This window comes from Flavobacterium ichthyis (assembly GCF_009915155.1).
Taxonomy (GTDB): Bacteria; Bacteroidota; Bacteroidia; order Flavobacteriales; family Flavobacteriaceae; genus Flavobacterium; species Flavobacterium ichthyis.
The window spans coordinates 149,199-174,906 of record NZ_JAABLM010000006.1; the positions used below are offsets into that span (position 1 = coordinate 149,199).

Annotated in this window: 24 protein-coding genes and 1 tRNA gene; 11 read left to right on the plus strand and 14 right to left on the minus strand. The window is 35.3% G+C overall.

The genetic code is table 11. The annotated features are described in order from the left end of the window. Nucleotides 1–3: 3 nt before the first annotated feature. On the minus strand, nt 4–2,169 hold the full coding sequence (locus tag GV828_RS06540) for a catalase (RefSeq protein WP_166536684.1): 2,166 nt from the start codon (nt 2,167–2,169) through the stop codon (nt 4–6). Between the two features lie 104 nt (nt 2,170–2,273). After that, nucleotides 2,274–3,344: a putative type IX sorting system protein PorV2 gene (locus tag GV828_RS06545; protein ID WP_235935422.1), complete on the minus strand. Its 1,071-nt coding sequence runs from the start codon at nt 3,342–3,344 to the stop codon at nt 2,274–2,276. A 159-nt stretch (nt 3,345–3,503) separates the two neighbouring features. Between GV828_RS06545 and GV828_RS06550 the strand changes: the two genes are divergently transcribed. Together GV828_RS06550 and GV828_RS06555 are read left to right on the plus strand one after the other, a co-directional pair. Next, entirely contained in the window at nt 3,504–4,241 is a 738-nt protein-coding gene (locus GV828_RS06550) for a CDP-alcohol phosphatidyltransferase family protein (RefSeq protein ID WP_166536685.1), read from the plus strand. A 194-nt stretch (nt 4,242–4,435) separates the two neighbouring features. After that, nucleotides 4,436–5,287 (plus strand): glycoside hydrolase family 25 protein, encoded by an 852-nt coding sequence (locus tag GV828_RS06555; protein ID WP_166536686.1) that lies wholly within the window; start codon nt 4,436–4,438, stop codon nt 5,285–5,287. 86 nt (nt 5,288–5,373) lie between these two features. On the opposite strand, the gene lptB is transcribed toward GV828_RS06555, so the two are convergent. The 4 genes from lptB to GV828_RS06575 all read right to left on the minus strand — a co-directional run bounded on the left by lptB (nt 5,374) and on the right by GV828_RS06575 (nt 8,365). After that, nucleotides 5,374–6,114: an LPS export ABC transporter ATP-binding protein gene (lptB, locus tag GV828_RS06560; protein WP_166536732.1), complete on the minus strand. Its 741-nt coding sequence runs from the start codon at nt 6,112–6,114 to the stop codon at nt 5,374–5,376. 117 nt (nt 6,115–6,231) lie between these two features. Then, entirely contained in the window at nt 6,232–6,579 is a 348-nt protein-coding gene (locus GV828_RS06565) for a carboxymuconolactone decarboxylase family protein (RefSeq protein ID WP_166536687.1), read from the minus strand. Beyond that, nucleotides 6,563–7,393, minus strand: coding sequence for a twin-arginine translocase subunit TatC (gene tatC / locus GV828_RS06570; protein ID WP_166536688.1), 831 nt, complete (start codon nt 7,391–7,393; stop codon nt 6,563–6,565). Before tatC ends, GV828_RS06565 begins: the two co-directional genes overlap by 17 nt. Nucleotides 7,394–7,399: 6 nt before the next feature. Beyond that, the gene (locus tag GV828_RS06575) at nt 7,400–8,365 is read right to left on the minus strand and encodes a KpsF/GutQ family sugar-phosphate isomerase (RefSeq protein WP_166536689.1); all 966 of its coding nucleotides are present in this window, start codon (nt 8,363–8,365) and stop codon (nt 7,400–7,402) included. 88 nt (nt 8,366–8,453) lie between these two features. Here GV828_RS06575 and recQ point away from each other — a divergent pair, with 88 nt between their 5' ends. After that, nucleotides 8,454–10,649, plus strand: a complete 2,196-nt coding sequence (gene recQ / locus GV828_RS06580; protein ID WP_166536690.1) for a DNA helicase RecQ — start codon at nt 8,454–8,456, stop codon at nt 10,647–10,649. Nucleotides 10,650–10,661: 12 nt separating this feature from the next. Here recQ and GV828_RS06585 read toward each other — a convergent pair whose 3' ends face one another. Then, nucleotides 10,662–11,705, minus strand: a complete 1,044-nt coding sequence (locus GV828_RS06585; RefSeq protein WP_166536691.1) for a DUF2891 domain-containing protein — start codon at nt 11,703–11,705, stop codon at nt 10,662–10,664. 87 nt (nt 11,706–11,792) lie between these two features. On the opposite strand from GV828_RS06585, the gene GV828_RS06590 reads away from it, so the two are divergent. From GV828_RS06590 to GV828_RS06625, 8 genes are all read left to right on the plus strand, one after another. Beyond that, entirely contained in the window at nt 11,793–12,032 is a 240-nt protein-coding gene (locus tag GV828_RS06590; protein ID WP_166536692.1) for a hypothetical protein, read from the plus strand. A 211-nt stretch (nt 12,033–12,243) separates the two neighbouring features. Beyond that, entirely contained in the window at nt 12,244–13,779 is a 1,536-nt protein-coding gene (locus tag GV828_RS06595; protein WP_166536693.1) for a T9SS type A sorting domain-containing protein, read from the plus strand. Nucleotides 13,780–13,929: 150 nt separating this feature from the next. Further along, entirely contained in the window at nt 13,930–15,495 is a 1,566-nt protein-coding gene (locus tag GV828_RS06600; RefSeq protein ID WP_166536694.1) for an NAD(P)/FAD-dependent oxidoreductase, read from the plus strand. 169 nt (nt 15,496–15,664) lie between these two features. Then, nucleotides 15,665–16,192: an isopentenyl-diphosphate Delta-isomerase gene (idi, locus tag GV828_RS06605; protein WP_166536695.1), complete on the plus strand. Its 528-nt coding sequence runs from the start codon at nt 15,665–15,667 to the stop codon at nt 16,190–16,192. 78 nt (nt 16,193–16,270) lie between these two features. Beyond that, a complete protein-coding gene (locus tag GV828_RS06610; protein WP_166536696.1) occupies nt 16,271–16,681 on the plus strand; it encodes a 6-pyruvoyl trahydropterin synthase family protein in 411 nt (136 codons plus the stop codon). Between the two features lie 75 nt (nt 16,682–16,756). Further along, nucleotides 16,757–17,722: a type I phosphomannose isomerase catalytic subunit gene (locus GV828_RS06615; protein ID WP_166536697.1), complete on the plus strand. Its 966-nt coding sequence runs from the start codon at nt 16,757–16,759 to the stop codon at nt 17,720–17,722. A 57-nt stretch (nt 17,723–17,779) separates the two neighbouring features. After that, nucleotides 17,780–18,046 (plus strand): hypothetical protein, encoded by a 267-nt coding sequence (locus GV828_RS06620; RefSeq protein WP_166536698.1) that lies wholly within the window; start codon nt 17,780–17,782, stop codon nt 18,044–18,046. Nucleotides 18,047–18,124: 78 nt separating this feature from the next. Continuing rightward, nucleotides 18,125–18,198: transfer RNA gene (locus GV828_RS06625), tRNA-Thr, on the plus strand. A gap of 89 nt (nt 18,199–18,287) precedes the next feature. On the opposite strand, the gene GV828_RS06630 is transcribed toward GV828_RS06625, so the two are convergent. The 7 genes from GV828_RS06630 to GV828_RS06660 form a co-directional block, all read right to left on the minus strand. Beyond that, nucleotides 18,288–18,998, minus strand: coding sequence for a DUF4369 domain-containing protein (locus tag GV828_RS06630; protein ID WP_166536699.1), 711 nt, complete (start codon nt 18,996–18,998; stop codon nt 18,288–18,290). Between the two features lie 89 nt (nt 18,999–19,087). After that, entirely contained in the window at nt 19,088–20,914 is a 1,827-nt protein-coding gene (locus tag GV828_RS06635) for a M61 family metallopeptidase (protein ID WP_166536700.1), read from the minus strand. A 49-nt stretch (nt 20,915–20,963) separates the two neighbouring features. Further along, complete coding sequence (locus GV828_RS06640) at nt 20,964–21,896, minus strand: alpha/beta hydrolase (protein WP_166536701.1); 933 nt, start codon at nt 21,894–21,896, stop codon at nt 20,964–20,966. 40 nt (nt 21,897–21,936) lie between these two features. Continuing rightward, nucleotides 21,937–22,215 carry a DUF2805 domain-containing protein gene (locus GV828_RS06645; RefSeq protein ID WP_166536702.1) on the minus strand — a complete coding sequence of 93 codons (279 nt, stop codon included), beginning with the start codon at nt 22,213–22,215 and terminating at the stop codon, nt 21,937–21,939. An 89-nt stretch (nt 22,216–22,304) separates the two neighbouring features. Beyond that, a complete protein-coding gene (locus tag GV828_RS06650; protein ID WP_166536703.1) occupies nt 22,305–23,144 on the minus strand; it encodes a sterol desaturase family protein in 840 nt (279 codons plus the stop codon). A gap of 15 nt (nt 23,145–23,159) precedes the next feature. Beyond that, entirely contained in the window at nt 23,160–24,506 is a 1,347-nt protein-coding gene (locus GV828_RS06655) for a sensor histidine kinase (protein WP_166536704.1), read from the minus strand. 96 nt (nt 24,507–24,602) lie between these two features. Beyond that, on the minus strand, nt 24,603–25,553 hold the full coding sequence (locus tag GV828_RS06660; protein ID WP_166536705.1) for an EamA family transporter: 951 nt from the start codon (nt 25,551–25,553) through the stop codon (nt 24,603–24,605). Nucleotides 25,554–25,708: the final 155 nt, after the last annotated feature.

Genomic DNA, 25,708 nt, shown 5'->3' on the forward strand with positions numbered 1-25,708 from the left:
TTTTTAATTTAAAATTTTTTCACGTTCCCAAATGCGATGTTTCGCCAAAGCATTGACGAAGTTTTCAGTGAGTTGTGTTTTATTTTCTTTTTCCGAAAAAACACCTGCCGGAAGTTTTTGGTCTGATGTTATATTTTTACCAATATCAGAATTAGAAATAATATGAATTCCCTCATTTTCAGCGGCAATTGGTTTACAATGTTTGAACGCATCATTGATAAATTCTGCTGTTTGGGGTTGCTGTACTAATTTTTCCACACTTTCTTTTCCCGAAGGAATAAACACGCCATCGAATACAACAGAAGTAGTTGAAAGCAGGTTAAAATCAACCTTTAAAGTGTTTCCAGAATCGCATTTGATGGAATTGGCATTCGTGCCAATTATTTTCACTACAGCATTTTTAGATTCCAATTCATTTTTCATGATATTTACAGAATCTTCATTCACCCCATCCGAACACAAAAACGCAATCATTCTCGTTGCAATATCATTTGGATTAGTAGGATTTTCGATCATGCTTAACGCTTTGGAAAGTGTTTCAGGTTTTTTCGCAGTTGTCGGTTCGTGTTTTTGAGAATCGGTATCGGCACCAATTCCTTGGTTGATTGGTTTTTCAATTTCTTTGATGACAATGCCTAAACTTGCCGCTACTTCTTTCGCTAAATTTTCGTTTATTTTTGCCAATAATCCCACCATCCGTTCGCGAATGACAACCGTTTCTACCTTGCTCAATTCAAATTTTAGAGCATTGGCAATATGTTGTTTCTCGGTTTCATTTTGACTTTCATAAAATAAAACGGCTTGGCTAAAATGATCTTTAAAACTTTCGCTTCGTTCCCGAATTTTTTTGGCGTCAATACGTTCTTCATAACTGGTGAAACCGCCTTCAGCCATTTTGGCTTGGTATGGACAACCGCCACCTAATGAGTTGGGAAAATAGCTGACTCTTCCGGTATTGATTTCTTGTCGCATGTGACCGTCACGTTGGTTATTGTGCATGGCATTGATGGGACGGTTTATGGGAATTTCATGAAAATTTGGACTTCCCAAACGGGACAATTGTGTATCAGTATATGAAAATAATCGACCTTGTAATAACGGATCATTTGTAAAATCAATTCCCGGAACTACGTGACCCGGATGAAAGGCAACTTGTTCTGTTTCGGCGAAAAAATTGTCCGGATTTTTATTAAGTACCATTTTACCTATTAACGTTACCGGAACTAATTCTTCCGGAACAATTTTAGTAGGATCTAATAAGTCGAAATCAAATTTATGCTCATCTTCTTCCGGAATCAATTGCACGCCAAGTTCCCATTCCGGATAATTGCCGTTTTCGATGGCTTCCCATAAATCTCTACGATGAAAATCTGGATCTTTTCCAGAAATTTTTTGTGCTTCATCCCAAACGACTGCGTGGGTTCCTAATTTGGGTTTCCAATGAAATTTTACAAAAGTGGATTTATTTTCCGCATTGATAAAGCGAAAAGTATGGACGCCGAAACCTTCCATCATGCGGTAACTTCTGGGAATCGCACGGTCAGACATTGCCCACATGATCATGTGCATGGATTCTGGCATGAGGGAAATAAAATCCCAAAAAGTGTCGTGAGCTGATGCTGCTTGCGGCATCTCGTGATGGGGTTCGGGTTTTACCGCATGAATTAAATCCGGGAATTTTGAGGCGTCTTGGATAAAAAAGACGGGAACATTATTTCCGACCAAGTCATAATTCCCTTCTTCAGTATAAAATTTTACGGCAAATCCACGAACGTCACGAGCCAAATCGGTCGAACCTCTGAATCCTGCAACGGTCGAAAATCTAACAAAAACAGGCGTGATAGAATTGGGATCTTGAAGAAATCTAGCTTTGGTATATTGAGAAATGTTGCCGTAAGGCTGAAAATATCCATGAGCAGCAGAACCTCTCGCGTGAACAATTCTTTCCGGAATGCGTTCGTGGTCAAAATGGGTTATTTTTTCGCGTAAAATAAAATCTTCTAATAAGGAAGGTCCTCTGTCTCCAGCTTTCAACGAATTGTTGTCGTCATTGATTTTAACACCTTGATTTGTGGTGAGGTATTGGTCATGACCAAAAGATTTTTCGGGTGCTAAATCTTGCTGTTTTTTGTTGAAAGGTTCGCTGGAGTTTGTGTATTTTTTTTTCATTGGTGGCAGTTTAAAGATTGATAATCATAAAGTTGACTATTTTTATCTTTAATCTGCTTACACGATTTGACGAAAAAATTGTATTATTTACTCACGAAACAAAGTTACCTGCGGAAAATTCCTAAATCGACTTTTACAGAAAAAATATTGGAGTATAAAGCCACACTTTGATCGCCAATATCAGTTAAAGCGTAATCTACTTGAACACCTCTGTATTTAAAACCCACGCCAATGTTTGGTTGGAAACCTATTTTTTCTGTACCATCAATTTGCATAACATTTTGGAAATTTCCCGCTCCAGCTCTGAGAAAAACCAAATCGGTATAACCAAATTCTACCCCAATTGCCGGATCAATGCTTACAAAATCAGTAGAAATAATGTCATTAGTTTGGGCAAAATTCATGTTGAGGTTTGCCGCCGCTAAAATGCTGTAATCGTAGCGAATGATGAATTTTTTGGCAATTCCAAATTGTGCTTTTGGCATGGTAATTTCGGAATCTTCGGGTAGTTCTTGATTTTCTCCGGGAATAGCATCTTTAATTTTGTTGAATTCTTCCTCGTTGATATTCCAAATGTTGTATGTAGTGGTAATGTCGCGAAGCATTAAGCCAAATTTCCAATCGTTACGTTCAAATTGTAAACCGGCATCAAAACCAAATCCCCATGAACTGGCGAAATCTCCAATAATTCTACGGATTACTTTGGCATTAATGCCGTATTGTAGTCCTGGAATTTTTAATTTTCGGGCGTAAGAAAATGTCACGCCGTAATCAGCTGTAGAAAAAAGACTGATTCGGTTATAATCAATATTTCCTTCGCTGTCAATTAATTGTGTGGTGTTTAAAATATCGTCAACCCCAAAACGGATGAGATGAAGTCCCCAAGCGCTTTCATTGTCGATTGGCATGGCAAACCCGGCATAATCATATTGAGCAATGTTAGCAAAATAACTCGCATGCATGAGCGACACTTGTTTATCTTCAAGATTTACCAAACCTGCGGGATTCCAATACCCAGATGTTACATCGGCAACGCTTGCTGTCACAGCGTTACTCATTCCCATTGCAGCAGCATCAACACCAATATTCATAAACTCGTTTGAATATTTACGAACGGTTTGCGCTTGCACAAAAATTGTTGCGGATAAAAATGCGGCAATAATGAGTTTTTTCAAAGCCTGAAGGGTTAAAAATAGCGATTTTTAAATTTTTCCAAAAGTATAAATTTTTATCGAGCCAAAAACTACTTTTCGGTTTGGTAAAAAATCTTGACAAAAGAACGTAGTAAACTGTCAAGTTATTGTATTAAATTTGTGCAGAAACAAAAAAAACAGATGAAAATCAAAGCGCATATTCCTAACTTTATTACGTTGCTCAATCTTTTATCGGGCTGTTTTGCCTTGATTTTTGTAACCCATAATGACTTCCTGTTGGCATTCTCGTTTGTGGCACTTGGAATTTTTTTAGATTTTTTTGACGGTTTTTTTGCCCGAATTTTAAAAGTTCCTAGTGCTTTGGGATTACAACTCGATTCGCTTGCGGATATGGTGACAAGTGGCGTAGTTCCTGGATTTGTTATGTATAAAATGATGCATCAATCGCTTGGTTTTCCGGCTTATGAATGGAGCGATTTTGCGTTGCCTTTTGCAGGATTTTTAATTACTTTAGGGTCGTGTTATCGTTTGGCAAAATTTAATATTGATACAAGGCAAACCGATAGTTTTATTGGGTTACCAACACCTGGAAATGCACTTTTTATAATGTCGCTACCAATTATTGCAATGCAAAATAAATTTCCTTTTATCAGCGAAATGTTCGAGAATTTTTATTTTTTATTGGGAATTGCGGTTTTAAGTGCTTATATGATGAACGCTGAAATTCCGCTTTTTTCTTTGAAGATTAAAGAATTTACTTGGAAAAAAATGCAATTACCTGTTTTCTTTTTATTGGCCTCATTGGTAATGTTGATTTTTTTGAAAATGTTAGCCGTACCGTTGATTATTATCTTTTACATTTGCCTTTCGGTGGGATTGAATTTTTCTAAAACGAAGGTAAAAGCCAGCGATTTTTAAGTTGCCGTTTGTTACGAAGGATTCCAAAAATGCCTTTTTGATTATTTCCTAGCCCTGATTGTAGCGGAAATCCTGCCGCAATGAAGCTTGCGGAATTGCGGGAGATTGCAGCGGAAAGCAGGAATAGGGATGGCAAAGGTGCCAAATGTGTTGCTCCAAAAAAAAACTCTGGAAAATTTTTCTATTTTTAAATCATGAAAAAAGCGTCGAGTAAAGCAAAAGCAAAGTCGCGGAAAGTGGTCAAAAGACCGTGGCTTTCGGGCTTGCGGCTGAAGGTTTTGCTGTGGATTTTGGCGGTTGCGATTATGGGTGGTTTGGGCTATCATTATCGTGTGGCATTGGCGTATTATTTTAGTTTTAAAACCGATAAAAAGCTTTCGCCGAAGGAGAAAAAATTGGCTGAAGCTAGAATTAAAGATGTTTTAGAAGGACATGAAGGGAAAATTTTCGGGTTTGATGTTTCGGAATATCAAGGGATGATTGATTGGGAAAAGGCAAGGAATATTCAGCAAAAATATCCGCTGGAATTTGTTTTTGTTCGTGCTACGGCTGGAAAAAATAGGGTGGATGCGAAGTTTTTGCGGAACTGGAAATCGGCAAAAAAACATAATTTGGTTCGTGGTGCTTATCATTATTATCGCCCAAATGAAAATTCTTTGGAACAAGCCAAAAATTTTATTAAAACCGTAAAATTGATCAAAGGTGATTTGCCTCCGGTTTTGGATATTGAGCAATTGCCTAAAAATCAATCAATTGACAGTTTAAAAGTGGGGTTGCAACGCTGGCTTGACAAGGTGGAAGCACATTACAAAGTGAAGCCGATTATATATTCGGGAGAAAGTTATTACCGGGATTTTTTAGAGGAAGAATTTTCGGAATATTATTTTTGGATTGCCAATTATAATTATTTCGTAGAAGAAATTAAGGATGATTGGTTGTTTTGGCAATTTAGCGAGCAGGCTACAATTCCCGGAATTAAAGGTTTGGTGGACGTAAATGTTTATAACGGCACGAAAAAACAGCTGTTGTATTACGCGGTTGATTAACGATTTATGATTTATGATATTTGATTTATGATATTTGATTTATGATGGTCTAAATTTTAAATCAAATATCGTAAATCATATATCTATTAGAAATCAAGTTTCTTTTTACGGAGTTCGAAATTTTGTCCGAGATATACTTTTCTTACCATTTCGTCTTCCACAAGTTCTTCGGGAACTCCAGCTTTTAAAATTCCACCTTCAAACATTAAGTAAGTTTTATCAGTAATGGCGAGGGTTTCCTGAACGTTATGATCCGTGATTAAGATTCCGATATTTTTATTTTTGAGTTGTGCTACAATTCGCTGAATATCTTCAACAGCAACGGGATCCACGCCTGCAAAGGGTTCGTCTAACAAAATAAATTTTGGATCTGTTGCCAAAGCGCGAGCAATTTCGGTTCGGCGTCTTTCGCCACCTGAAAGTAAATCGCCACGGTTGGTACGAATGTGATTCAAGCTAAATTCTGAGATTAAACTTTCCATTTTTGCTTCTTGTTCATCTTTCGTAAGATTGGTCAATTGCAAAACACTCATAATGTTATCTTCAATGCTGAGTTTTCTAAAAACCGAGGCTTCTTGGGCAAGATAACCTATACCGTTTTGAGCTCGCTTGTACATTGGATAATCGGTAATTTCTGTTTTGTCTAAGAAAATTTTTCCGCTGTTAGGTTTTACTAATCCTACAATCATGTAGAAAGAAGTTGTTTTTCCGGCACCATTTGGTCCTAAAAGCCCCACAATTTCGCCTTGATTAACTTCCACGGAAATGCCTTTTACAACGCTTCTGCCTTTGTATGTTTTGATTAAATTTTCAGCTCTTAACTTCATCATTGAATGGAAAATTTTTGAGATAATGAATTATCGCAAAGTCACTTTTTATGGCACAAATAAAATTAAAATTTGTCAATCGCTTATTTGAATTAACAAATAATTGCATCAGGGTTATTATTGATTATTTTCCAATGCTTCCCAAAATTCATAAGCACGACGCAAATGCGGAATGACAATCGTTCCGCCAACTAAAGTAGCAATACTCATGGCTTCCATCATTTCGGCACGAGAAATTCCTTGTTTGAAGGCAGTTTCCAAATGATATTTGATACAATCATCGCAACGCAAAACGGCTGAAGCTACTAAGCCAAGAAGTTCTTTGGTTTTCACATCCAAAGCGCCTTCCATGTAAGCATTGGTGTCAAGATTAAAAATTCTTTTAATTACTTTATTATCGTCTGCCAGCAATTTATCATTCATTACTTGGCGGTAATCATTAAATTCTTTAACTAAGTTGCTCATTTTTTAATTTTGCTTTAAGTACCCAACCAGAAATCAGGATACTAAATTCGTATAAAATCATTAACGGAATTGTTACAATTATTTGACTTACAATGTCTGGTGGTGTTACGATTGCCGCAACGATAAGAATAATTACCAAACTGTGTTTTCGGTATTTGCGAAGGAATGACGGGTTCACTAATCCCAGTTTAGATAAGAAAAACATTACAATAGGTAATTCAAAAACTAAACCACAAGAAATCGTAGTGCTTCTTACCAAGGAAATATAACTGTCAATATCAATATTATTTTCAATTTGCTGACTTACTTGGTATCCCGCTAAAAAATTGATAGACAGCGGACAAATGATAAAGTAACCAAATAACACTCCTAAGAAAAATAAAATTGATGAAATGGCGATAAAAAGTTTGGCTTGCTTTTTTTCTTTATCATACAAAGCCGGACTGATAAAGAGCCACATTTGCCACAATACGAAAGGAAATGCCAAAATAAAGCCAGCAGTAATTGAGGTCCAGATGTGAGCATTAAATTGCCCCGACATAACTCGGCTTTGAATATCAAAATTAACCTGATTATTGCAAAAACCTTCACCGGTTCCGCCGAAAAATTTACTTGCTTCGCAAAACCAATGGTAAGTGATAAAATCAGGATTTTTAGGTCCAAATATAATGTTATCAAATATAAAATCAGCAAAGTAAAATGCTACTGCAGCTGCTATTACAATTGCCAAAGTGCTTCTGATAAGCAACCAGCGTAATTCCTCTAAATGGTCGAGAAAAGACATCTCTCCCGGATTTTTTTTTGTTTTCGCCATTATTTTTTAAACAATTCCTTCTTTTAAAATATCATGCAAATGAATGATTCCTAGATATTTGTTATCTTCGGTTACAATCAATTGAGTGATTGAAAAATCTTCCATTAAATTTAAAGCTTCAACCGCCATATCAGAAGATTTAATGCTCTTCGGATTTTTGGTCATGATGTCCGAAGCAGTTAAGTTAGAAAAATTATCGTAATTATTCAACATTCTTCTGATATCGCCATCGGTAATAATGCCCACGATTTTTTCGTTTTCCACAACAGCGGTTACCCCAAGTCGTTTTTGAGAAATTTCTACGATGGCTTTTTTAACCGAACACTCCGGACTTACTTCTGGTTTATGCGAAGCATCAAGCATATCTGCCACACGAAGCAATAATTTTTTTCCCAAAGCGCCTCCCGGATGGAATTTGGCAAAATCTTCGGCTTTAAAATTGCGGAGCTGCATTAAGCAAATGGCTAAAGCATCGCCTAAAACGAGTTGTGCTGTAGTGCTATTTGTTGGCGCTAAATTAATCGGGTCACATTCTGTTTCAACATACGCGTTTAAAACGAAATCGGATTGTTTCGCCAAAAAAGAAGTTAAGTTACCGGTAATGGCAATTAATTTGTTTCCAAATCTTTTTAAAAGTGGTACTAAAACTTTAATTTCTGGACTATTGCCGCTTTTAGAAATGCAAATTACCACATCACCATTTTGAACCATTCCTAAATCACCATGGATGGCTTCGGAGGCATGAAGAAATACCGATGGCGTTCCTGTGGAATTTAGCGTGGCGACAATTTTTTGAGCAATAATCGCACTTTTACCTATTCCTGTTATCACTAATCGACCGTTAGAGTGGTAAATAATTTCTACCGCTTTCGCGAAATCATCATTTAAAAAATCAGAGAGTTTTGCAATTGCCTCACTTTCAGCTTTAATGGTATTTCGTGCTGAAGCGAGTATGGTATCTTTTTGAATCAAAACAGAATTTTTATAAAATTTGTGGTTGTAAAAGAAAATTGTATCTTTATATAATGCAAATTTACGCAAAATACCATATAAATATAGAATGAATTCAAACGAAATTGACATCCACAAAGAACTGAAAAAATTTTTTGGTTTCGGCCAATTCAAAGGTTTGCAGGAACAAGTTGTCAAGAGTATCATTTCGGGCCACAATACCTTTGTGATTATGCCTACGGGAGGCGGTAAATCTTTATGTTACCAACTTCCGGCATTAATTAAAGACGGTACCGCCATTGTGGTTTCCCCCCTTATTGCCTTAATGAAAAACCAGGTTGATGCCATCAGAAGTTTATCTTCTGAAAATGGCGTTGCCCACGTTTTAAATTCATCGCTTACCAAAACCGAAATCGCTCAAGTAAAAAAAGACATTGTATCGGGCATTACAAAATTATTGTATGTTGCTCCAGAATCATTAACCAAGGAAGAATATACTTCTTTCTTGCGAAGCGTTCCCTTGTCTTTCGTAGCGATAGATGAAGCACATTGCATTTCGGAGTGGGGTCACGATTTTCGTCCCGAATATCGAAACTTGAGAAACATAATCAAGCAATTGGGCAACATCCCGGTAATTGGTTTAACCGCAACTGCCACGCCAAAAGTTCAGGAAGATATCTTGAAAAACCTTGATATGACAGATGCTAACACTTTTAAAGCATCGTTTAACAGACCTAATTTGTATTACGAAGTTCGTCCGAAAACAAAAAATATTGAGTCAGACATTATACGTTTTATCAAGCAACATAAAGGTAAATCAGGAATTATTTATTGCTTAAGCCGAAAGAAAGTAGAAGAAATTGCGCAGGTTTTACAAGTAAACGGCATTAGTGCGGTTCCATATCACGCTGGTTTAGATGCTAAAACCAGAGCGAAACATCAAGACATGTTTCTAATGGAAGATGTGGAAGTGGTGGTAGCAACCATTGCTTTTGGTATGGGAATCGATAAACCAGATGTGCGTTTTGTAATTCACCACGATATTCCAAAGTCATTAGAAAGTTATTATCAAGAAACCGGAAGAGCAGGACGTGATGGTGGAGAAGGTCATTGTTTGGCTTATTATGCATACAAAGATGTAGAAAAACTTGAAAAATTTATGGCAGGAAAACCCGTGGCTGAACAAGAAATTGGTTTTGCTTTGCTTCAGGAAGTAGTCTCTTATGCCGAAACTTCTATGTCGCGCCGTAAATTTTTACTGCATTATTTTGGAGAAGAATTTGACTCCGAAACCGGCGAAGGAGCGGATATGGATGATAATGTTCGGAATCCGAAGAAAAAAGTGGAAGCCAAAGATGATGTGGTAAAATTACTTCAAGTAGTTCGAGATACTAAACATCTTTATAAAGCTAAAGAAATTGTTTTTACCCTGATGGGTAAAGTCAATGCTACGATTAAAGCCCATAAAACGGATGCCCAATCTTTTTTTGGATGTGGAACTGATAAAGACGAACGTTTTTGGATGGCATTAATACGTCAGGTACTGGTCGATGGATATCTGTCAAAAGACATCGAAACTTACGGAATTTTAAAATTAACCGAAAAAGGAAAACAATTTATTGCAAATCCTTCTTCTTTTATGATGTCTGAAGACCACGAATACAAAGAAGGCGAAGACGATTCGATCATCACTTCTTCAAAATCTTCAAACGTGGCAGACGAGGTGTTGACGGGAATTTTAAAAGACCTTCGAAAAAAAGTTGCCAAAAAGTTAGGCGTTCCTCCGTTTGTAGTTTTTCAAGATCCGTCGATTGAAGATATGGCTTTAAAATATCCGATTTCAATCGAAGAAATGTCAAATGTTCACGGCGTTGGAGAAGGAAAAGCCAAGAAATATGGTCGAGAATTTGTAGAATTAATTGCCAAATATGTTGAAGAAAATGACATCATTCGGCCGGATGATTTGGTAGTAAAATCCACAGGAGCCAATTCAGGGTTGAAGTTATATATTATTCAAAATGTGGATCGAAAATTATCATTAAACGATATTGCTCGAGCCAAAGGTTTGGACATGGATGCTTTGCTTAAAGAAATGGAGCAAATTGTGTATTCTGGGACGAAACTTAACATTAAATATTGGATTGATGACATTTTAGACGAAGACCAGCAAGAAGAAATTCAAGAATATTTCATGGAATCTGAATCGGATAGTATTAAATTAGCACTCAAAGAATTTGACGGCGATTATGATATTGAAGAACTTCGATTAATGAGAATCAAGTTTATCAGCGAAGTGGCCAATTAATTTTTGGTTAAATTATTTTTCTGAAAAAGCTTTTAAGGCGAACGTTGCCAGCCAATGTTCGCCTTCATAATTTCCGTCCACCACCGTTGGAAGCGAATAAACAAGATGTTCGTTGGCCACTTTTTTTAAGTGCGAAAATTCCTTTGGAAACTGATTGGCAAGGTGGTAAAAATTCCAAGCCCTGCTAAAATTCAAGCCGTCTAAATGTACCAAATGACCGTCAGTTCTGTCGGAAACTTTCGCTAATTCCCATTTAAAATTTTTATCAAAAAGTGGTTTAGCAAATTTTTTCATCCAAACTATAAATTCTTTTTCAGGCAAAATACGCTGCATAATTCCCATTTCTTCCAAACAAGGCGACAAGAAATCCGTTCCCGAAGGTTCCCAAGCAAACGGACAATTTTCGTCATTGCCAAAAAGCCTGATGGCATTTTCTTGCAACACTTTTTGCAGATTTTCATTCTTCGAAAAAACCGCATAATCCCAAGCCAAACTCATTCCAAAACCCGTGTTATTGTGCGTTCCAACCCGAACCGGATAATTTAATTTTGGTAAAAATTCTACATATCTTTCTTCAATCAATTTTGTTAACGGCTTTAGATTTTGCGCCAATTCTTTTGCGAAATCTTCATCGGATTGTTCCAAAATCAATTGTAATTGTAAGATCCAAGCCCAACCGTAGGTTCTCTCAAAAGATTTTTCGTGTTTTTTTGAAAGATAAGCGACTTCGGCAGCAATATTGTCTTTAGATAAATTGGTTTTTAATTTTTGAATAATCTCATTTTTATTTTCAAGATTTGGAAAACGATTCAGCAAATACACCAAGCTCCAATGTCCATGAACCGAAGAATGCCAATCAAAACAGCCGTAAAATGCGGGATGAAGCGTTTTCGGAGATTGGATTTCGCTGGCGTCGTTAAGCAATTGCCCCAATTTATTCGGGTATTCTTGTTGCAAACATTTTAAAGGAAGTTGCGCCAAATGATTGGCCTGATTTTCCGAAAGTTCTTGTGCGAAAAATGTTGCCGGAAACAACAAAAGAATATATTTGAGCATTTTAAGAGAAGTTTTTTTTCAAAAATAAACATTTAAAAGCGAACAAAGGAACTTTCGGACTTTTGTATTTTTGTCAAAATTATTTTTATGGAAGAAAAAATAAAACTGATTTGGGATTTTCGTGGTCCGGCAGCTCAAAAAACCGCTGAACACCACGAACTTCATTTGAAAGAATTTATTCAAATGGAAAAATTTCCTATGATTGCTACCGGTTTTCAGATTATTAATGAGATGCATTCCATCGCGTTTATGGTCGTGGAACGCCAGAATATGATTGCCGTTCGAGATGCGTTAAAACCACACAGAGGAGAAATTTTTGAAGAATAAATTGTAAAAATAATGTTTGGTAATCAACTCTTTTTAAAAAATGAAATTAGGTTTGATAAAATAGGGTGAATTTGCCTTTTTTTTTTCTATGATTAGGTTTTGATGAGATCTTCCACTTAAAAACTGTTCGCTGATTTCTGAGTGTGATAATTGTAAATTAAAATCTTAATTTTATGTTCCAAAATTTGTACATTTGTTAGAAACTAAATGTATGAAACATAATTACTTAATAAAATTTTCAGCGGTATTTTCTTTCTTTTGCTTAGCAACTATTGCCTCTGCTCAAACCAATTATTCAGTTACACCTATTCCGCACCAAGTTTATACTATGCCCAATCAAGCCTTGATACCAAGTATGGACGATCAATATTCGAGTGTAATAAACATTGGCTTTGGATTTACTTACTTTGGAAATACTTATAATCAAATGGTTGTAAGTACAAACGGATATATCGATTTTAGAACAAGTCTTGCTAACACAACTTCACCATGGCAAATTTCAGGAACATTTCCCAACATCTCAATTCCCATAAAAAATTCAATCATGGGAAGTTTTCATGATATGTATAACAACGGTTCGAATGTATCATCTGCGGCAATTTCGTACGCAATCGTCGGAAGCGCACCTTATAGAAAATTTGTAGTTCTTTTTAGCAACCAACCGCAATATAATTGTACAACATTGCTAAGTAGTTTTCAAATTATACTTTATGAAACCTTAAATATTATTGATGTTCAAATCATTGATAAACCGATCTGCACAGCATGGAATTCTGGGCGAGCAACTTTGGGAATAGTTGATCAATCAGGAACTACGGCTATAATTGCTTCGGGTAAAAATAACACATCTTGGATGGCTACTCAAGAAGGCTGGAGATTTAAACTGCCTTCTATTAATCAGTCCAATAATTTTATTTTTTGCGATATTGATAACGATGGCACAGAAACTTTTGACCTCACGGTTATAAATTCAGGTTCATCTAATAACACAACTTTTTATCAAACGCTAGCAGACGCAGAAAATGAATTAAATGCATTATCGCCAATTTACACAGTAGCTTCAGGAGCATCACAAACAATTTTTGCATTAAACGACAACATAATCACACCATTAAACCTGTCTATTATCAACTGTTCTGTTGATTATGATTTAGATCAAGTTCCAACTATTTCAGAAGATTTAAATCAAGACGGAAATTTAGCTAATGACGATACAGATGGCGATGGAATTCCAGATTTTTTAGATAACGACGATGACGGAGATATGATTCTTACTTCGGTAGAATATGTTTTCGCAAATCAGGGGCGAAATCTTGAAAACTCGCTAATAGATACAGATGGCGACGGAATTCCAAATTATCTTGACAACGACGATGATGGCGATGGTGTATTAACCATAAATGAAGACTATAATCAAAATAACAATCCAGCCGATGACGACACAAATAATAACGGTCTTCCAGATTATTTGGAATCTGCAGTAGCTTTAGGATTAGAAGAACATAATTTAAACCAAATAATCTCGCTTTATCCAAATCCAGCTACAACTATACTTAATGTCGAAAACCATAGCGGAAATAAAATAGCTTCAATTTCCATTTATTCAATCACAGGAGCATTAGTTAAAGAAGTGAAAAATCAAGATGAAATCAAATTTATTTCTGTATCAGAATTACAAAATGGAATATACTTCTTAAAAGTAAAAGCAGGAAACCAAATTTCGAATAGCAAATTTGTCAAAAATTAAATAAATTAAATTCCGGAAAAGGCCTAACACAAAATTAGGTCTTTTTTTTTACAACTTTTTAGAAAAACACCATTAATCCAAGTGTAGAATTATAAAAGTAGTGCTCAAAAACCCATAAAAATACAGATCAAATTTCCCTACCTTTGCACCATGCCAAGAGAATTTCAAATACAAGTTTCGCCAGAAGTGGCAGTTAATGCAACATTATTAACTGATTTTGTGTCTAAATTGATGCAGGTTTCACCAAGCGAAATTCAGCATATCGCCATTGTAAAAAGATCGATTGATGCCCGACAAAAAAATATCAAAATCAATCTTAAAGTTGCTGTTTTTCACAACGAAAAATTTGTAGAAAATAAAATTAATTTGCCGCCTTACCGCAATGTTTCAAACAATCAAGAAGTAATTGTAATTGGTGCAGGACCTGCGGGACTTTTTGCCGCTTTACAATTGATAGAATTAGGACTAAAACCCATCGTAATCGAACGTGGAAAAGATGTTCAGGAACGCCGCCGTGATTTAAAAGCCATCAACCGCGATCACATTGTCAACGAAGATTCTAATTACTGTTATGGCGAAGGTGGAGCAGGAACTTATTCGGATGGAAAACTGTACACCCGTTCCAAAAAACGCGGAGACGTTGATAGGATTCTTCGACTTTTTGTGGCATTTGGCGCTTCCGAAGAAATTTTAGTTGATGCCCATCCACACATTGGGACCAATAAATTGCCGAAAATTATCAAGGCAATGCGAGAAAAAATTATTGAATTTGGGGGTCAGGTACTTTTCAATACAAGAGTCGTTGATATTTTGGTAAAAAATAATGAAGTTCAAGGTGTTGCTACGCAAAATGGCGAGGTCATTGAAGCTCAGAAAATTATTTTGGCAACCGGACATTCAGCTCGAGATATTTTTGAATTGCTCGACAGAAAAAAAATTCACATCGAAGCCAAACCTTTTGCACTTGGCGTTCGAGCGGAACATCCGCAAAGTTTGATTGACAAAATTCAATACAGTTGTGATTACCGTGGCGATTTTTTGCCTCCAGCTCCATACTCCATCGTGAAACAAGTGAACGGCCGTGGCATGTATTCTTTTTGCATGTGTCCCGGAGGCGTCATTGCACCTTGCGCGACAAGTCCTGGAGAAGTGGTGACAAACGGTTGGTCACCATCAAAACGGGATCAGGAAACGGCAAATTCCGGAATTGTGGTCGAATTAAAATTAGAAGATTTTAAGCCGTTTGCAAAATTTGGCGCTTTGGCTGGAATGGAATTTCAAAAAAGTATCGAGCAAAAAGCGTGGCATTTGGCAGGCAAAACGCAAAAAGCACCCGCACAAAGATTGGTTGATTTTACGAAAAGTAAAATTTCTGCGGATATTCCAAAAACTTCCTACGTTCCCGGAACTTCGTCGGTAGAACTGGGTCAGGTTTTTCCCGGATTTATCACTCAAGTTTTACGCGAAGGATTTGTTCAGTTTGGCAAATCGATGAAAGGATATTACACCAACGAAGCGATTTTGCATGCTCCAGAATCCAGAACTTCTTCGCCCGTAAAAATTCCACGCGATAATTTTTCTTTTGAACACGTTCAAATCAAAGGTTTGTATCCTTGTGGAGAAGGAGCGGGATATGCCGGCGGCATTATTTCTGCGGCAATCGACGGTGAAAAATGTGCGTTGAAAATTGCAGAATCGTTAGCTATCAGCCAATGATGTTTTTTCCATTATTTTGATCCATTTTTTCATTGACATCTTTTACTGATTCATTTATTTGAAATTACTTTTCAAAAATAAAACCTTTAAAAAATGGGGATTACGCAATTTTGAACGAATTTCTACAACCCATTTCTTTTTTGTATTTTTGACGGGCTATAAAAATACTATGACAGAAGAAAAAGTAATTTTAGTCAACGAAAAAGACGAACAAATTGGGCTGATGCCAAAATTGGAAGCACACGAAAAAGCCGTGTTGCATCGCGCATTTTCGATTTTTATTTTAAACGAAAATAACCAAGTGATGCTGCAACAACGAGCTGCAAATAAATACCATTCGCCTTTGTTGTGGACCAACACTTGCTGCAGTCATCAGCGTGAAGGTGAAACTAATTTGCAAGCCGGAAACCGCAGATTACAAGAAGAAATGGGTTTTTCAACCGAACTCAAAGAACTGTTTCATTTTATTTACAAAGCCCCTTTTGACAATGGTTTAACCGAACATGAGCTTGACCATGTGATGATTGGTTACTATAATGAAGCTCCTAAAATTAATAAAGACGAAGCCGAAAGCTGGAAGTGGATGGACATCGATGGAATTAAAATAGATCTCAAAGAAAATCCGGAAAATTACACCGCTTGGTTTAAAATAATTTTTGAGGAATTTTATCATTTTTTAGAAAAAGCAAAGGTTTAAAAAAGTTTTCAGGTTTCAAGTTTGAGGTTTCACACCAAACTTCTAACTTCAAACCATCAACTCCAAATTCACAACTGAATGAAAGTTACCGTAAGTCGAAAAGCCCATTTTAATGCCGCTCATCGTTTGTATCGAAAAGATTGGAGCGATGAAAAAAACAATTTGATTTTTGGCAAATGCAATAATCCTAATTTTCACGGACATAACTATGAATTGATTGTAAGCGTTACCGGGGAAATTAATCCCGAAACCGGTTTTGTGATTGATATAAAAGATTTAGCTGAAATTATTTTGCAAGAAGTTGAAATTCCGTTTGATCATAAAAATCTAAACCTCGACGTGCCAGAATTTTTTGAATTAAATCCTTCTGCAGAAAATATTGCAGTAGTGATTTATAATAAAATAAAACCGAGGATTGATGCCAATATGGAACTCGAAATCACGTTGTACGAAACCCCAAGAAACTTTGTAACCTATCGAGGTTTATAGTTTTCAAATTACAAAAAAAGAATGAAATTTTGTAACCAAAAATTTTGTGGAAGGCAGTAATTTCAAATAAAAAAAATGAGCGAAGTTTTTTATCCACTTACCTTCACACCCATTTTAAAAGATAGAATTTGGGGCGGTAAAAAATTACAAACTGATTTTAACAAAAATATCGAATCCCCCACTACTGGCGAAAGTTGGGAAATTTCTGGCGTTGAGAATAGTGTTAGCGAAGTAATGAACGGTCAGTTTCAAGGAAAATCTTTTAATTGGTTACTAAAAGAATTTCCAAAAGAAATTTTGGGCAACCGTATTTTTGAGAAATTTGGAACAACTTTTCCATTATTATTTAAATTCATTGATGCTCGCGAAGATCTGTCAATTCAGGTGCATCCCAATGACGAACTAGCCAAAAAACGCCATAATTCTTTTGGTAAAACCGAAATGTGGTACGTCATGCAAGCCGATGAAAATGCAAGGATTGTGGTAGGTTTCAAAAAAAATTCGGACCAACAAGAATATTTGCAAGCGCTTAAAAACAAAAATTTATTATCCATTTTAAAAGAAGTTCCGGTTAAAAAAGGCGATGTTTTTTTCTTAGAAACAGGAACCGTTCACGCTATTGGCGCCGGAATTGTTATTGCCGAAATTCAACAAACAAGCGATATTACTTACAGAATTTATGATTGGGATCGAGTTGATGCGCAAGGAAATTCCCGTGAACTACACACTGAAGAAGCGCTTGACGCAATAAATTATAACTCAACGGATGCTCAAAAACAATATGCCAAAACTGTAAACGAAGCAAACCAACTGGTGCATTGCGAATATTTTATAACCAACTATTTACCTATTGATAAAACAATAGAAGTTAACATTACTAACGATTGTTTCCGGGTGTACATGTGCATGGAAGGAATTTTTGAAATCGTTACCGGAAATGAAACTTATTCCTACAAAAAAGGCGATACTGTATTAATTCCCGCAGCTTTATCGCAGTTTAAATTAAGTGGAAAAGCGACGCTTTTAGAAATTTACATTTAAAAACTACATTAATAAAAGATATTGCGTAATTTTGCACGCAAATTAAATGATATAAAAATGGCAAACGTTAAGAATTTAAAGAAAGACATCAACTACGTTTTAGGAGATATTATTGAAGCGGTTTACATCTGGGAAATGTCAACTACCGGAAAACCAACTGAAGCTTCTGAGGCTTTGATTGATGAAGCAATCGTTACTTTCGATAATTTAATCGGAAAAGTAAACGCTAAAAATGTTGAAAACAAAAAAGCACATTTTAAGCAAATTCACAAAGATTTAGAAACGGCTGCAACTCAATTGGTTACTAAAATCAATGCATTGTAAGAAAAAAAAATCATAAAAAAGTGCGATTTTTTTTTGGAAAAATAAATTTCAGAATTATATTTGCACCCGAATTGAGATGCCGGTGTAGCTCAGCTGGCTAGAGCAGCTGATTTGTAATCAGCAGGTCGTGGGTTCGAGTCCCTCTATCGGCTCAATCAAAAAAACCATCACAACGTGATGGTTTTTTGTTTTTACTCGTCTTAAAAAAAAATCGGCTGGAGAAATTTCCAGCCGATTTTTTTTATTGCTCTGATTTTTTTCTTTCGGCTATAAAATCCGATAACATCTTGCCATATTTAGACTTCGCCACTTTAGGTGTCAATGAATTATTGATGGTGTCGAGATATTTTATATTAGCATCATAAATTTCTGATAAAGCTACATAAGGTGCAATTTCGTGCTGTTTATTGTTGATGGCAAAATTAATGGCAAATAAATATTTACGCTTCACTAAGTCATTATTTTTTTGGTCAAGGTCAGAGGGTGCTTGGCGATTAAACTGAAAAGCACGCAACTTTTTTTCGGTTAATTCTAATTGCGAATTTTTAAAGCGAGACATCATTTTTTGATAATCTTCATATAATTTTTGATTTTCTGAGCCAGTAAATTTTGCGGAAGCAAAAAAACTTGCCAGCTTGGTATTCAAAGTCATTTTTCCGGGTTCGGCAAAAAACATTAAATTGTTGTCGATACTGTTAGTTTCCCCACGATCCAAGAATAAATAGAGCATTTGTGGTTCGTCAATTTGAAAATTGGTTTGGAAATTTTCATCACCATTAAAAATAACCGAATCTATTACTACAAACGCTGTGTCTTTAATTTGTTGGATATATAATTTTCCTTGTTTCAACCCTTGTATTTTCCCCGAAAAATCTAAGTTTCCTTGCTTTTCTTTTTCTCCGGAACAACTCAACAAGGCGAGTGCCACAACGACTGTCAATATTTTTTTCATAAAAATGATGCTGATTTTTTTTTTGTGATGCAAAATAACGAAAAAGTTTTTAGTTTACAGGAGCTTCCTAAAAATTACAAACTTTTAAGTTAATTTTTCAGCCAAGCGTTTTTTAATTCTTTTTTTGAATCGTCTGTAGCTCTCCAGCCCTCTGAAAATTCAGTTGGTGCTTTATAATTGCCTTTTAGTTCTATCTCTTTTCCATCGCGTTTTACTTTCATTGTAATAGTATCTCCGTTTTTCCAAGTTTGGCTTTCCATTAGCAAATCATAGATATTTTCGAGATTGTATTTTATACCGTTGAGTTCAGTAATAATGTCATTTCCTTTGGCATTTAAACTTTTGAAAAACTCTTGATTTTCAGAGCTTTCGAGTACGAATATTTCTTTAGTTGCCGGATTTACATTTACTGTTGGCAGTTGGTTTTTAATGAAAACATTTCCCGGAACTTCAATTTGTGCTTTACGAACGCCCATTTTTTCAAAATACTGTGCATAATTAATTGGAGTTGGACCTGCCACGTGAATGTCTAAAAATTCACGAATATTTGCAGCGGTCAACTGCTCAATTTTTTTAAAAAGTTCGTCATCGTTAAAGGCTTTTTGCGTGCCATATTCGTTTGAAAGCTGCTGCATAAGATCTAGAAGTCCTTTATCGCCATTAGTGTTTTCTCTAATTTGAATATCCAAACACATCGCAATTAATGCGCCTTTTTCATAAACATTTAGATATTGGTCTTTGTAAGGTTTTTTTAAAACTTCGGCACTCATCTTGGTAAACGGCATGGTGTCGTCCATTTTCGAAGCATTTACAATTTTTCCTGCCATTCGGTTATAAAAATCGTCTTCGGAAATTAAACCTTGATTGACTTGAAATAAGTTTGCAAAATATTCCGTGACACCTTCGTACATCCATAAATGTTTAGACATTTTAGGATTGTTATAATCAAAGTTTTTAATCTCTTTAGAATGAATGGTCAACGGTGTTAAAATGTGGAAAAATTCATGCGAAACAATGTCCTTCAATTGTTCATTTAATTGTTCCAAAGGCAAGGCTTCGGGCATGACAACTGTAGTAGCGGTTGGATGTTCTAAAGCTCCAAAGCCTTGAGCATCATTACGGTTCACGTCTGACAAGTAAATTAAAACGCTATATTTTTGGGTTGAATTTATCTTCCCCAGAAAATTTTTCTGAGCGTTCATCATTTTTTCTAAATCAGGAGATACTTGGGCTGCCGAAACGACCGCGTTTGGCGAATAAACCGCAACTAAAATCTCCATTTCTTGAACCGAAAATATTTTGTAATCCGGCTTGGCATACATTATTGGATTTTCAACTAATTGAGAATAATTTTCGGTTAAAAAAACATCTATATTATCACTTTTATCCGTATCCGTTAATGAAGTTGCGCCCCAAATTTCAGCCGGATGCAAAACTGTTACTTCGTACGGATTAGTCATAAAATCCTTAATATATCCTACAAAGGCGTGAGTATTGATGACAAAATTTTTGCCTTCATCAATATTGGTTCCTGCAGGCGAAAAAATGCTATGGTTTTCCTCATTTTCAAATGTGTCGTTGACCCAATAGGTTATTTTGGCAATTTTATTTGCGTCCGAAATATTCCAGGAATTGTCATCAAACTTGGCAATTTTTAAGGCTTTTCCTTGGCTGTCAAATGCTTTAAAGTTATCGATATACTTTCCGTAATCATCTTCAGAATAGGTTCCGGGAACGGTTTTAGGGATATAAAAAGTAATTTCTTTTGATTTTATCGCCGGCGGAACGATAGAAACCATCACTTTGTCATCTTTTACCACATTTAAATCGATTGTCACTTTCACAGTCGAATTATTTTGGGCGTAACCAAAATTCACCAAAAAAGTGATTGTTAAAAGGTTCAAAATATTTTTCATTGTAAATTTTTCCTGATTAGATTTAACTTCAAAGTTAATGTTACAGTTTTTAAATTTTTTTAACGAAGTTAGCAACACTTTCAATCAATTGAGGCATTACAGGCAGATCTCCGTTAGCGTACGAAGCCATATTTTCTTCCTCACCATTCTTAATTTCTTTTAAAACATGATTCATGTTTTCGATAATTACTAGTTCTGATTGGGGTGTTGCTTGATGCAAAAGTTTTGCATCAGTTTCGGGGATTTGCATGTCTTTGGTGCCGTTAATGATTAAAATGGGGATTTTTAATTGTTCAATTTCTTTTTGGGGATCGTGTAGTAATAAAGATCTCATATAATTTTGAACACTTGGTCTAAAAATAGATGCTAGAATTGGATTTACTTTTTCAATTGGTTTTCCTTCCTTAAGTAATTGTAAATTTTTGGCTGTTTCGGCTTTTAAAGCAGGCATTCTGTTACCAATTTGTTCTACTAAAATTTTATCTAAAGTTCTTCCAGCTCCCGCAATTGAAACAAATCCATCTACTGAATTTTTCGCAGCATTCATCCCAATCAAACTGCCTTCGCTGTGGCCTGCCAAAATTATTTTTTTAAATTTTTTTGTTTTTTCAAAATGCGAAATAATTCTTTCAACATCAACAATCATCGAATCCAGCGTCAATTCGCCTTCCGAGAAATTACCATTTTTCATCTCGGCAATGATGCGTTTATCAAAGGTAAAAACGGAAATATTTTGCTTTGCTAATCCTTCGGCTAAAAGTTTTAAAGAGTTATTTTTTACGCCAATTTGGTTTCCGTTTCGATCAGTTGGTCCGGATCCGGCAATTACAATGACTAAATTTTTGCCGTCTTTTTCCGGTAGATACAAGCTTCCGTTTAATATAGGATTTACCGAAATTTCTGTTACTGAGAATTTTTCTTGAGCCGAAACTTTCGTCAAGACTATAATTAAGATAAAAAGCAGGAAGATTTTTTTTGTCATAATTTATATAAAAAAAAACTCCGCGAAGGGAGTTTCAAGGTTAATCAAATTTATTTTTGATGTAATATTTGCCATCGAGATCATCGTCAAAATCATCAATTTTAGGTGGTTTTGGCTTTGGTTTTGCAGCCATAGCTTTCTTTTTCCACAACTCATATTTATCTGCCGGAAGTCTTTTTTTCATCAAATCATTCACTTCCTGTTCAGAACAACCCAATTCTTTTTTAATAATTTCGTAAGGGTTTCGTTCTTCTAATGCTAATGTATATAGCTTTTCGAGTTCGTCGCGATTCAGTTCTACGCGTTTGCTTTTTTTCATCACTTGAAAATTAATCCTAGAGAAATAAATTTTATTTTAAAAGTTGACTCAATATTAATAAAAAAATCGATTACTTTTTAAAAAGGGCTTCATTTTTCATTCAATTTTTTTTCTGGTGAGCAAGATTTCCAAAAGGGAATATTGATTAAACTTGACAATTGATTGTGTTCTTCAGGGTTCATGTGTGTATCAACGCCATAGATGATTTTACTTTTTTCCAAAGTTAAAAACGTACCAAACATTCTGTCCCAAATAGAAAAAATATTGCCGTAATTACTATCAGTATAAGGTAATTGATAGTGATGATGTACTTTGTGCATATTTGGTGAAACAATAAAAAAACTAATAAACTTGTCTAACTTTTGCGGAAGCGAGAGATTAGCATGATTGAATTGTGAAAATATAACGGACATTGATTGGTATAAAAAAACAAGCCACATTGGTGAACCGGAAATTAATACGGCTAGAACCGTAAAAATAAATCGAATGATGCTTTCTCCAGGATGATGACGATTTGCCGAAGTGGTATCAATCCACGTATCAGTATGATGAATGAGGTGGAAACGCCAGAGAAATTTAGTTTTATGTTGTACTAAATGTGCTAAATAGGCTCCAATTAAATCTAAAATCAATAATCCGATTAAGGCAAAAAGCCAAAGCGGAATTTGGGGCAACCATTGCAATACGCCAAATTTTTTGGCAACGGCCCAGTCTGCTGATAACAGCAATAAAAATGCAAGGACGAAATTGACGATGATTGTGGTGATTGTAAAAAAAATGTTGATTCCGGCATGATTCCATTTTTTATAATCAAAATGAAAAAGTGGAAAAGTGTTTTCGATTAACCAAAAAACGGCAATTCCACCAACTAAAATTAAGGCTCTGTGAGTGGAAGGAATCGTGGAAAAATAATTTACAATTTCGTCCATAATCAACGATTTTTTTTAAAAATAAACGGTGAAAGTGGTGCCTTTTCCTGCTTTACTTTCTACCGAAATTTTTCCTTTTAAACTTTCAATTTGTGCTTTGGTCATAAACAATCCTACACCTTTTGCATCAGGATGGTTGTGGAAAATTTGGTGCATTCCAAATATTTTATCGCCGTATTTTTCTAAATCAATTCCTAAACCGTTGTCTTGTATTTTCAGGCAATAACTATTTTCGGTTTTGTGAGTACTGATAGAAATTTCTGGAATTCTATCCGCACTTTTATACTTAATTGCGTTGCTGATTAAATTGTGAAAAATGCTTTCCAGATAAATTCTCGAATACACAATTTCGGGAACATCATTAAAATTTACGATAAATTTCGCTCCGCTTTGCAATATAATTCCTTGCAAGGTTTCAATTGTTTTAGTATAAATTTCCTGAAAAGATAATAATTCTTTTTCAATTTTTTTATTTTTTTTGATGTGTAAAACTTCCATCAATTGGTTAAGGGATTCGTTAAGATTTTCGGCTACTTTTTTAAGCAATTGAAAAACTGTTTGAAATTCTTCTACATTGCTTTTCTCGTCTAAAGTGGAAATTAATGCGGTAATATTAGCTGCCGGAGCTCTTAAGTTATGAGAAGTAATATTGGCAAAATCATTTAACTGCAGGTTTTGATAACTTAACTCGTCTAAAAGATTTTTTTGAATTTCTTTTTCACGTACCAAAAGTGTAGCGTTTTGCCTGATTTTATAGTAAGAAAAACCTAATAATAAGAAGCTAATTCCTGAAAACCAGAAGAAATTATTATTCCTCGCCTGAACGTTTTCTTCTGTTTCCCGAAGTGCTTGTTCTAGGGTTGACAATGCTTCTTGCTGATAATTTTCGATGGAAATCCTTATGGAATCCATTAATGCTCTACCACGACCTTTTTGTACTAAAGAAATAGCTTCTGTCATGCCTTTTTCTTTCCGGGTTTTAATCATTAATGAACTAAAATTGGCTTTGTTTTGGATTAAAACTTCAATAGAGTCTAACTTTTCAAGTTTAGAAGCATCGGTTTCATTCATGGATTTTAAAGAATCAATCCAGGTTTTTAGCTCAATTCGTCCGTTATCGTAAACTTCTAAATAATTATCTTCACCAGTAATGGTAAAACCTCTCGAACCCGTTTCGATATCTATGGTACTCGAGAGCATTTTTTCTAAAGTAGCATTGATATTACTTGTTCGGTTTACCAGTAACCGGTTTTGTTTCACCATTTCGGCTCTGTTGTAAATGGAATATCCGAGAATTGCAAATACAAATAAAATGGTGATAAAAGTAATGTCAATAATAGATTTTAAAGACAAATTTTTCATCGGTGGTATTTTTGAGTTTTTGAAAACGATGCAAATGTGCAATTAATTTTCAATTAATACGTAGAAACATTTAGAGCAGATTGATTATGAAATTTTTCAATTTTTTTTGACGCGAACGTTCATAATGACAATGGCAAGAATAATCAAGATAATGCCAATCCATTGTACAAATAAAACTTGTTCATGCAATAAAAAATACGCCATCAATACTGAAACAGGTAATTCTAATGACGAAACGATACTTCCTAATCCAATTCCGGTAAGTGGAAAACCTGCATTGAGAAGCATTGGTGGGATAATCGTACCAAAAAGCGATAATATGATTCCCCATTTGAGAAATATTTTAAAATTATAATCTTGGGCTGTTGCAAAAACGCCAATCGCTTCGGCGAAAGCCGGAAAATAATTAGGAATAATTTGCGAAATCATGGCAAAAATAAAAACTACAATTCCGCCGCCTAACAACATATACAAACTTCTTTGAGCCGAAGAAATTTCAGTAGCCACGCGGTTAGCGGTAAACATTGTGGTGGTAAATGATGCTGCTGCTAACATTCCAAAAAATAAACCAAGCGGATTTAAACTAATGTTTGAGTTGATTAAATTAGTAGCCAAAGCGGTTCCAATAAGTACAATCATCACTGAAATAATTTTGATGGTTGAAGGAATTTTTTTCTCCAAAAACCATTCGAGCAAAACACCCATCCAAACCGTTTGCATCAATAAAACAATGGCAATCGAAACCGGAATGTCAAATTTTACAGCCAAATAATAAAAAACGCTTGTTAAACCTGTTGAAGAACCGGCAAGCATTAATTGTGAAATATTTTTTCGGCTGGCTTTTATCACTTCGCCTTTATTTTTATTGTGTTGGTAAGCATTGATCATCAAGATTCCGATGATTCCAAAAATAAATTGTGAAGTCGTTACTTCGGCAGTGGTGTAACCTTCGCCATATGCCATTTTTACAAACGTGGCCAACATCCCGTAACTTGTGGCGCCAAGTCCCACTAAAAAAACGCCTTTGAGTATATTATTTTGTGTCATATTTATCTTCCTGAAATTAAAAAAGCGGGCAAAGATAGGGCTAAAATTATTGGATTACGAAGAATTAGCAATTGGATTTCATTTTGAAGTGTAGGATTTTTTTTCAAAGCATATAATTTTTTTACAACTTAAAAGTTATGCAATTATAAAACCGT

Coding starts and splice junctions, on each gene's coding strand:
- GV828_RS06630 (WP_166536699.1), bottom strand. CDS start 18,998: ATGAAAAAAATATTGACAGTCGTTGTGGCACTCGCCTTGTTGAGTTGT.
- GV828_RS06550 (WP_166536685.1), top strand. CDS start 3,504: ATGAAAATCAAAGCGCATATTCCTAACTTTATTACGTTGCTCAATCTT.
- GV828_RS06635 (WP_166536700.1), bottom strand. CDS start 20,914: ATGAAAAATATTTTGAACCTTTTAACAATCACTTTTTTGGTGAATTTT.
- GV828_RS06655 (WP_166536704.1), bottom strand. CDS start 24,506: ATGAAAAATTTGTCTTTAAAATCTATTATTGACATTACTTTTATCACC.
- GV828_RS06660 (WP_166536705.1), bottom strand. CDS start 25,553: ATGACACAAAATAATATACTCAAAGGCGTTTTTTTAGTGGGACTTGGC.
- GV828_RS06650 (WP_166536703.1), bottom strand. CDS start 23,144: ATGGACGAAATTGTAAATTATTTTTCCACGATTCCTTCCACTCACAGA.
- GV828_RS06595 (WP_166536693.1), top strand. CDS start 12,244: ATGAAACATAATTACTTAATAAAATTTTCAGCGGTATTTTCTTTCTTT.
- GV828_RS06590 (WP_166536692.1), top strand. CDS start 11,793: ATGGAAGAAAAAATAAAACTGATTTGGGATTTTCGTGGTCCGGCAGCT.
- lptB (WP_166536732.1), bottom strand. CDS start 6,114: ATGAAGTTAAGAGCTGAAAATTTAATCAAAACATACAAAGGCAGAAGC.
- tatC (WP_166536688.1), bottom strand. CDS start 7,393: ATGGCGAAAACAAAAAAAAATCCGGGAGAGATGTCTTTTCTCGACCAT.
- GV828_RS06600 (WP_166536694.1), top strand. CDS start 13,930: ATGCCAAGAGAATTTCAAATACAAGTTTCGCCAGAAGTGGCAGTTAAT.
- idi (WP_166536695.1), top strand. CDS start 15,665: ATGACAGAAGAAAAAGTAATTTTAGTCAACGAAAAAGACGAACAAATT.
- GV828_RS06565 (WP_166536687.1), bottom strand. CDS start 6,579: ATGAGCAACTTAGTTAAAGAATTTAATGATTACCGCCAAGTAATGAAT.
- GV828_RS06610 (WP_166536696.1), top strand. CDS start 16,271: ATGAAAGTTACCGTAAGTCGAAAAGCCCATTTTAATGCCGCTCATCGT.
- GV828_RS06615 (WP_166536697.1), top strand. CDS start 16,757: ATGAGCGAAGTTTTTTATCCACTTACCTTCACACCCATTTTAAAAGAT.
- GV828_RS06585 (WP_166536691.1), bottom strand. CDS start 11,705: ATGCTCAAATATATTCTTTTGTTGTTTCCGGCAACATTTTTCGCACAA.
- GV828_RS06620 (WP_166536698.1), top strand. CDS start 17,780: ATGGCAAACGTTAAGAATTTAAAGAAAGACATCAACTACGTTTTAGGA.
- GV828_RS06540 (WP_166536684.1), bottom strand. CDS start 2,169: ATGAAAAAAAAATACACAAACTCCAGCGAACCTTTCAACAAAAAACAG.
- GV828_RS06645 (WP_166536702.1), bottom strand. CDS start 22,215: ATGAAAAAAAGCAAACGCGTAGAACTGAATCGCGACGAACTCGAAAAG.
- GV828_RS06555 (WP_166536686.1), top strand. CDS start 4,436: ATGAAAAAAGCGTCGAGTAAAGCAAAAGCAAAGTCGCGGAAAGTGGTC.
- recQ (WP_166536690.1), top strand. CDS start 8,454: ATGAATTCAAACGAAATTGACATCCACAAAGAACTGAAAAAATTTTTT.
- GV828_RS06640 (WP_166536701.1), bottom strand. CDS start 21,896: ATGACAAAAAAAATCTTCCTGCTTTTTATCTTAATTATAGTCTTGACG.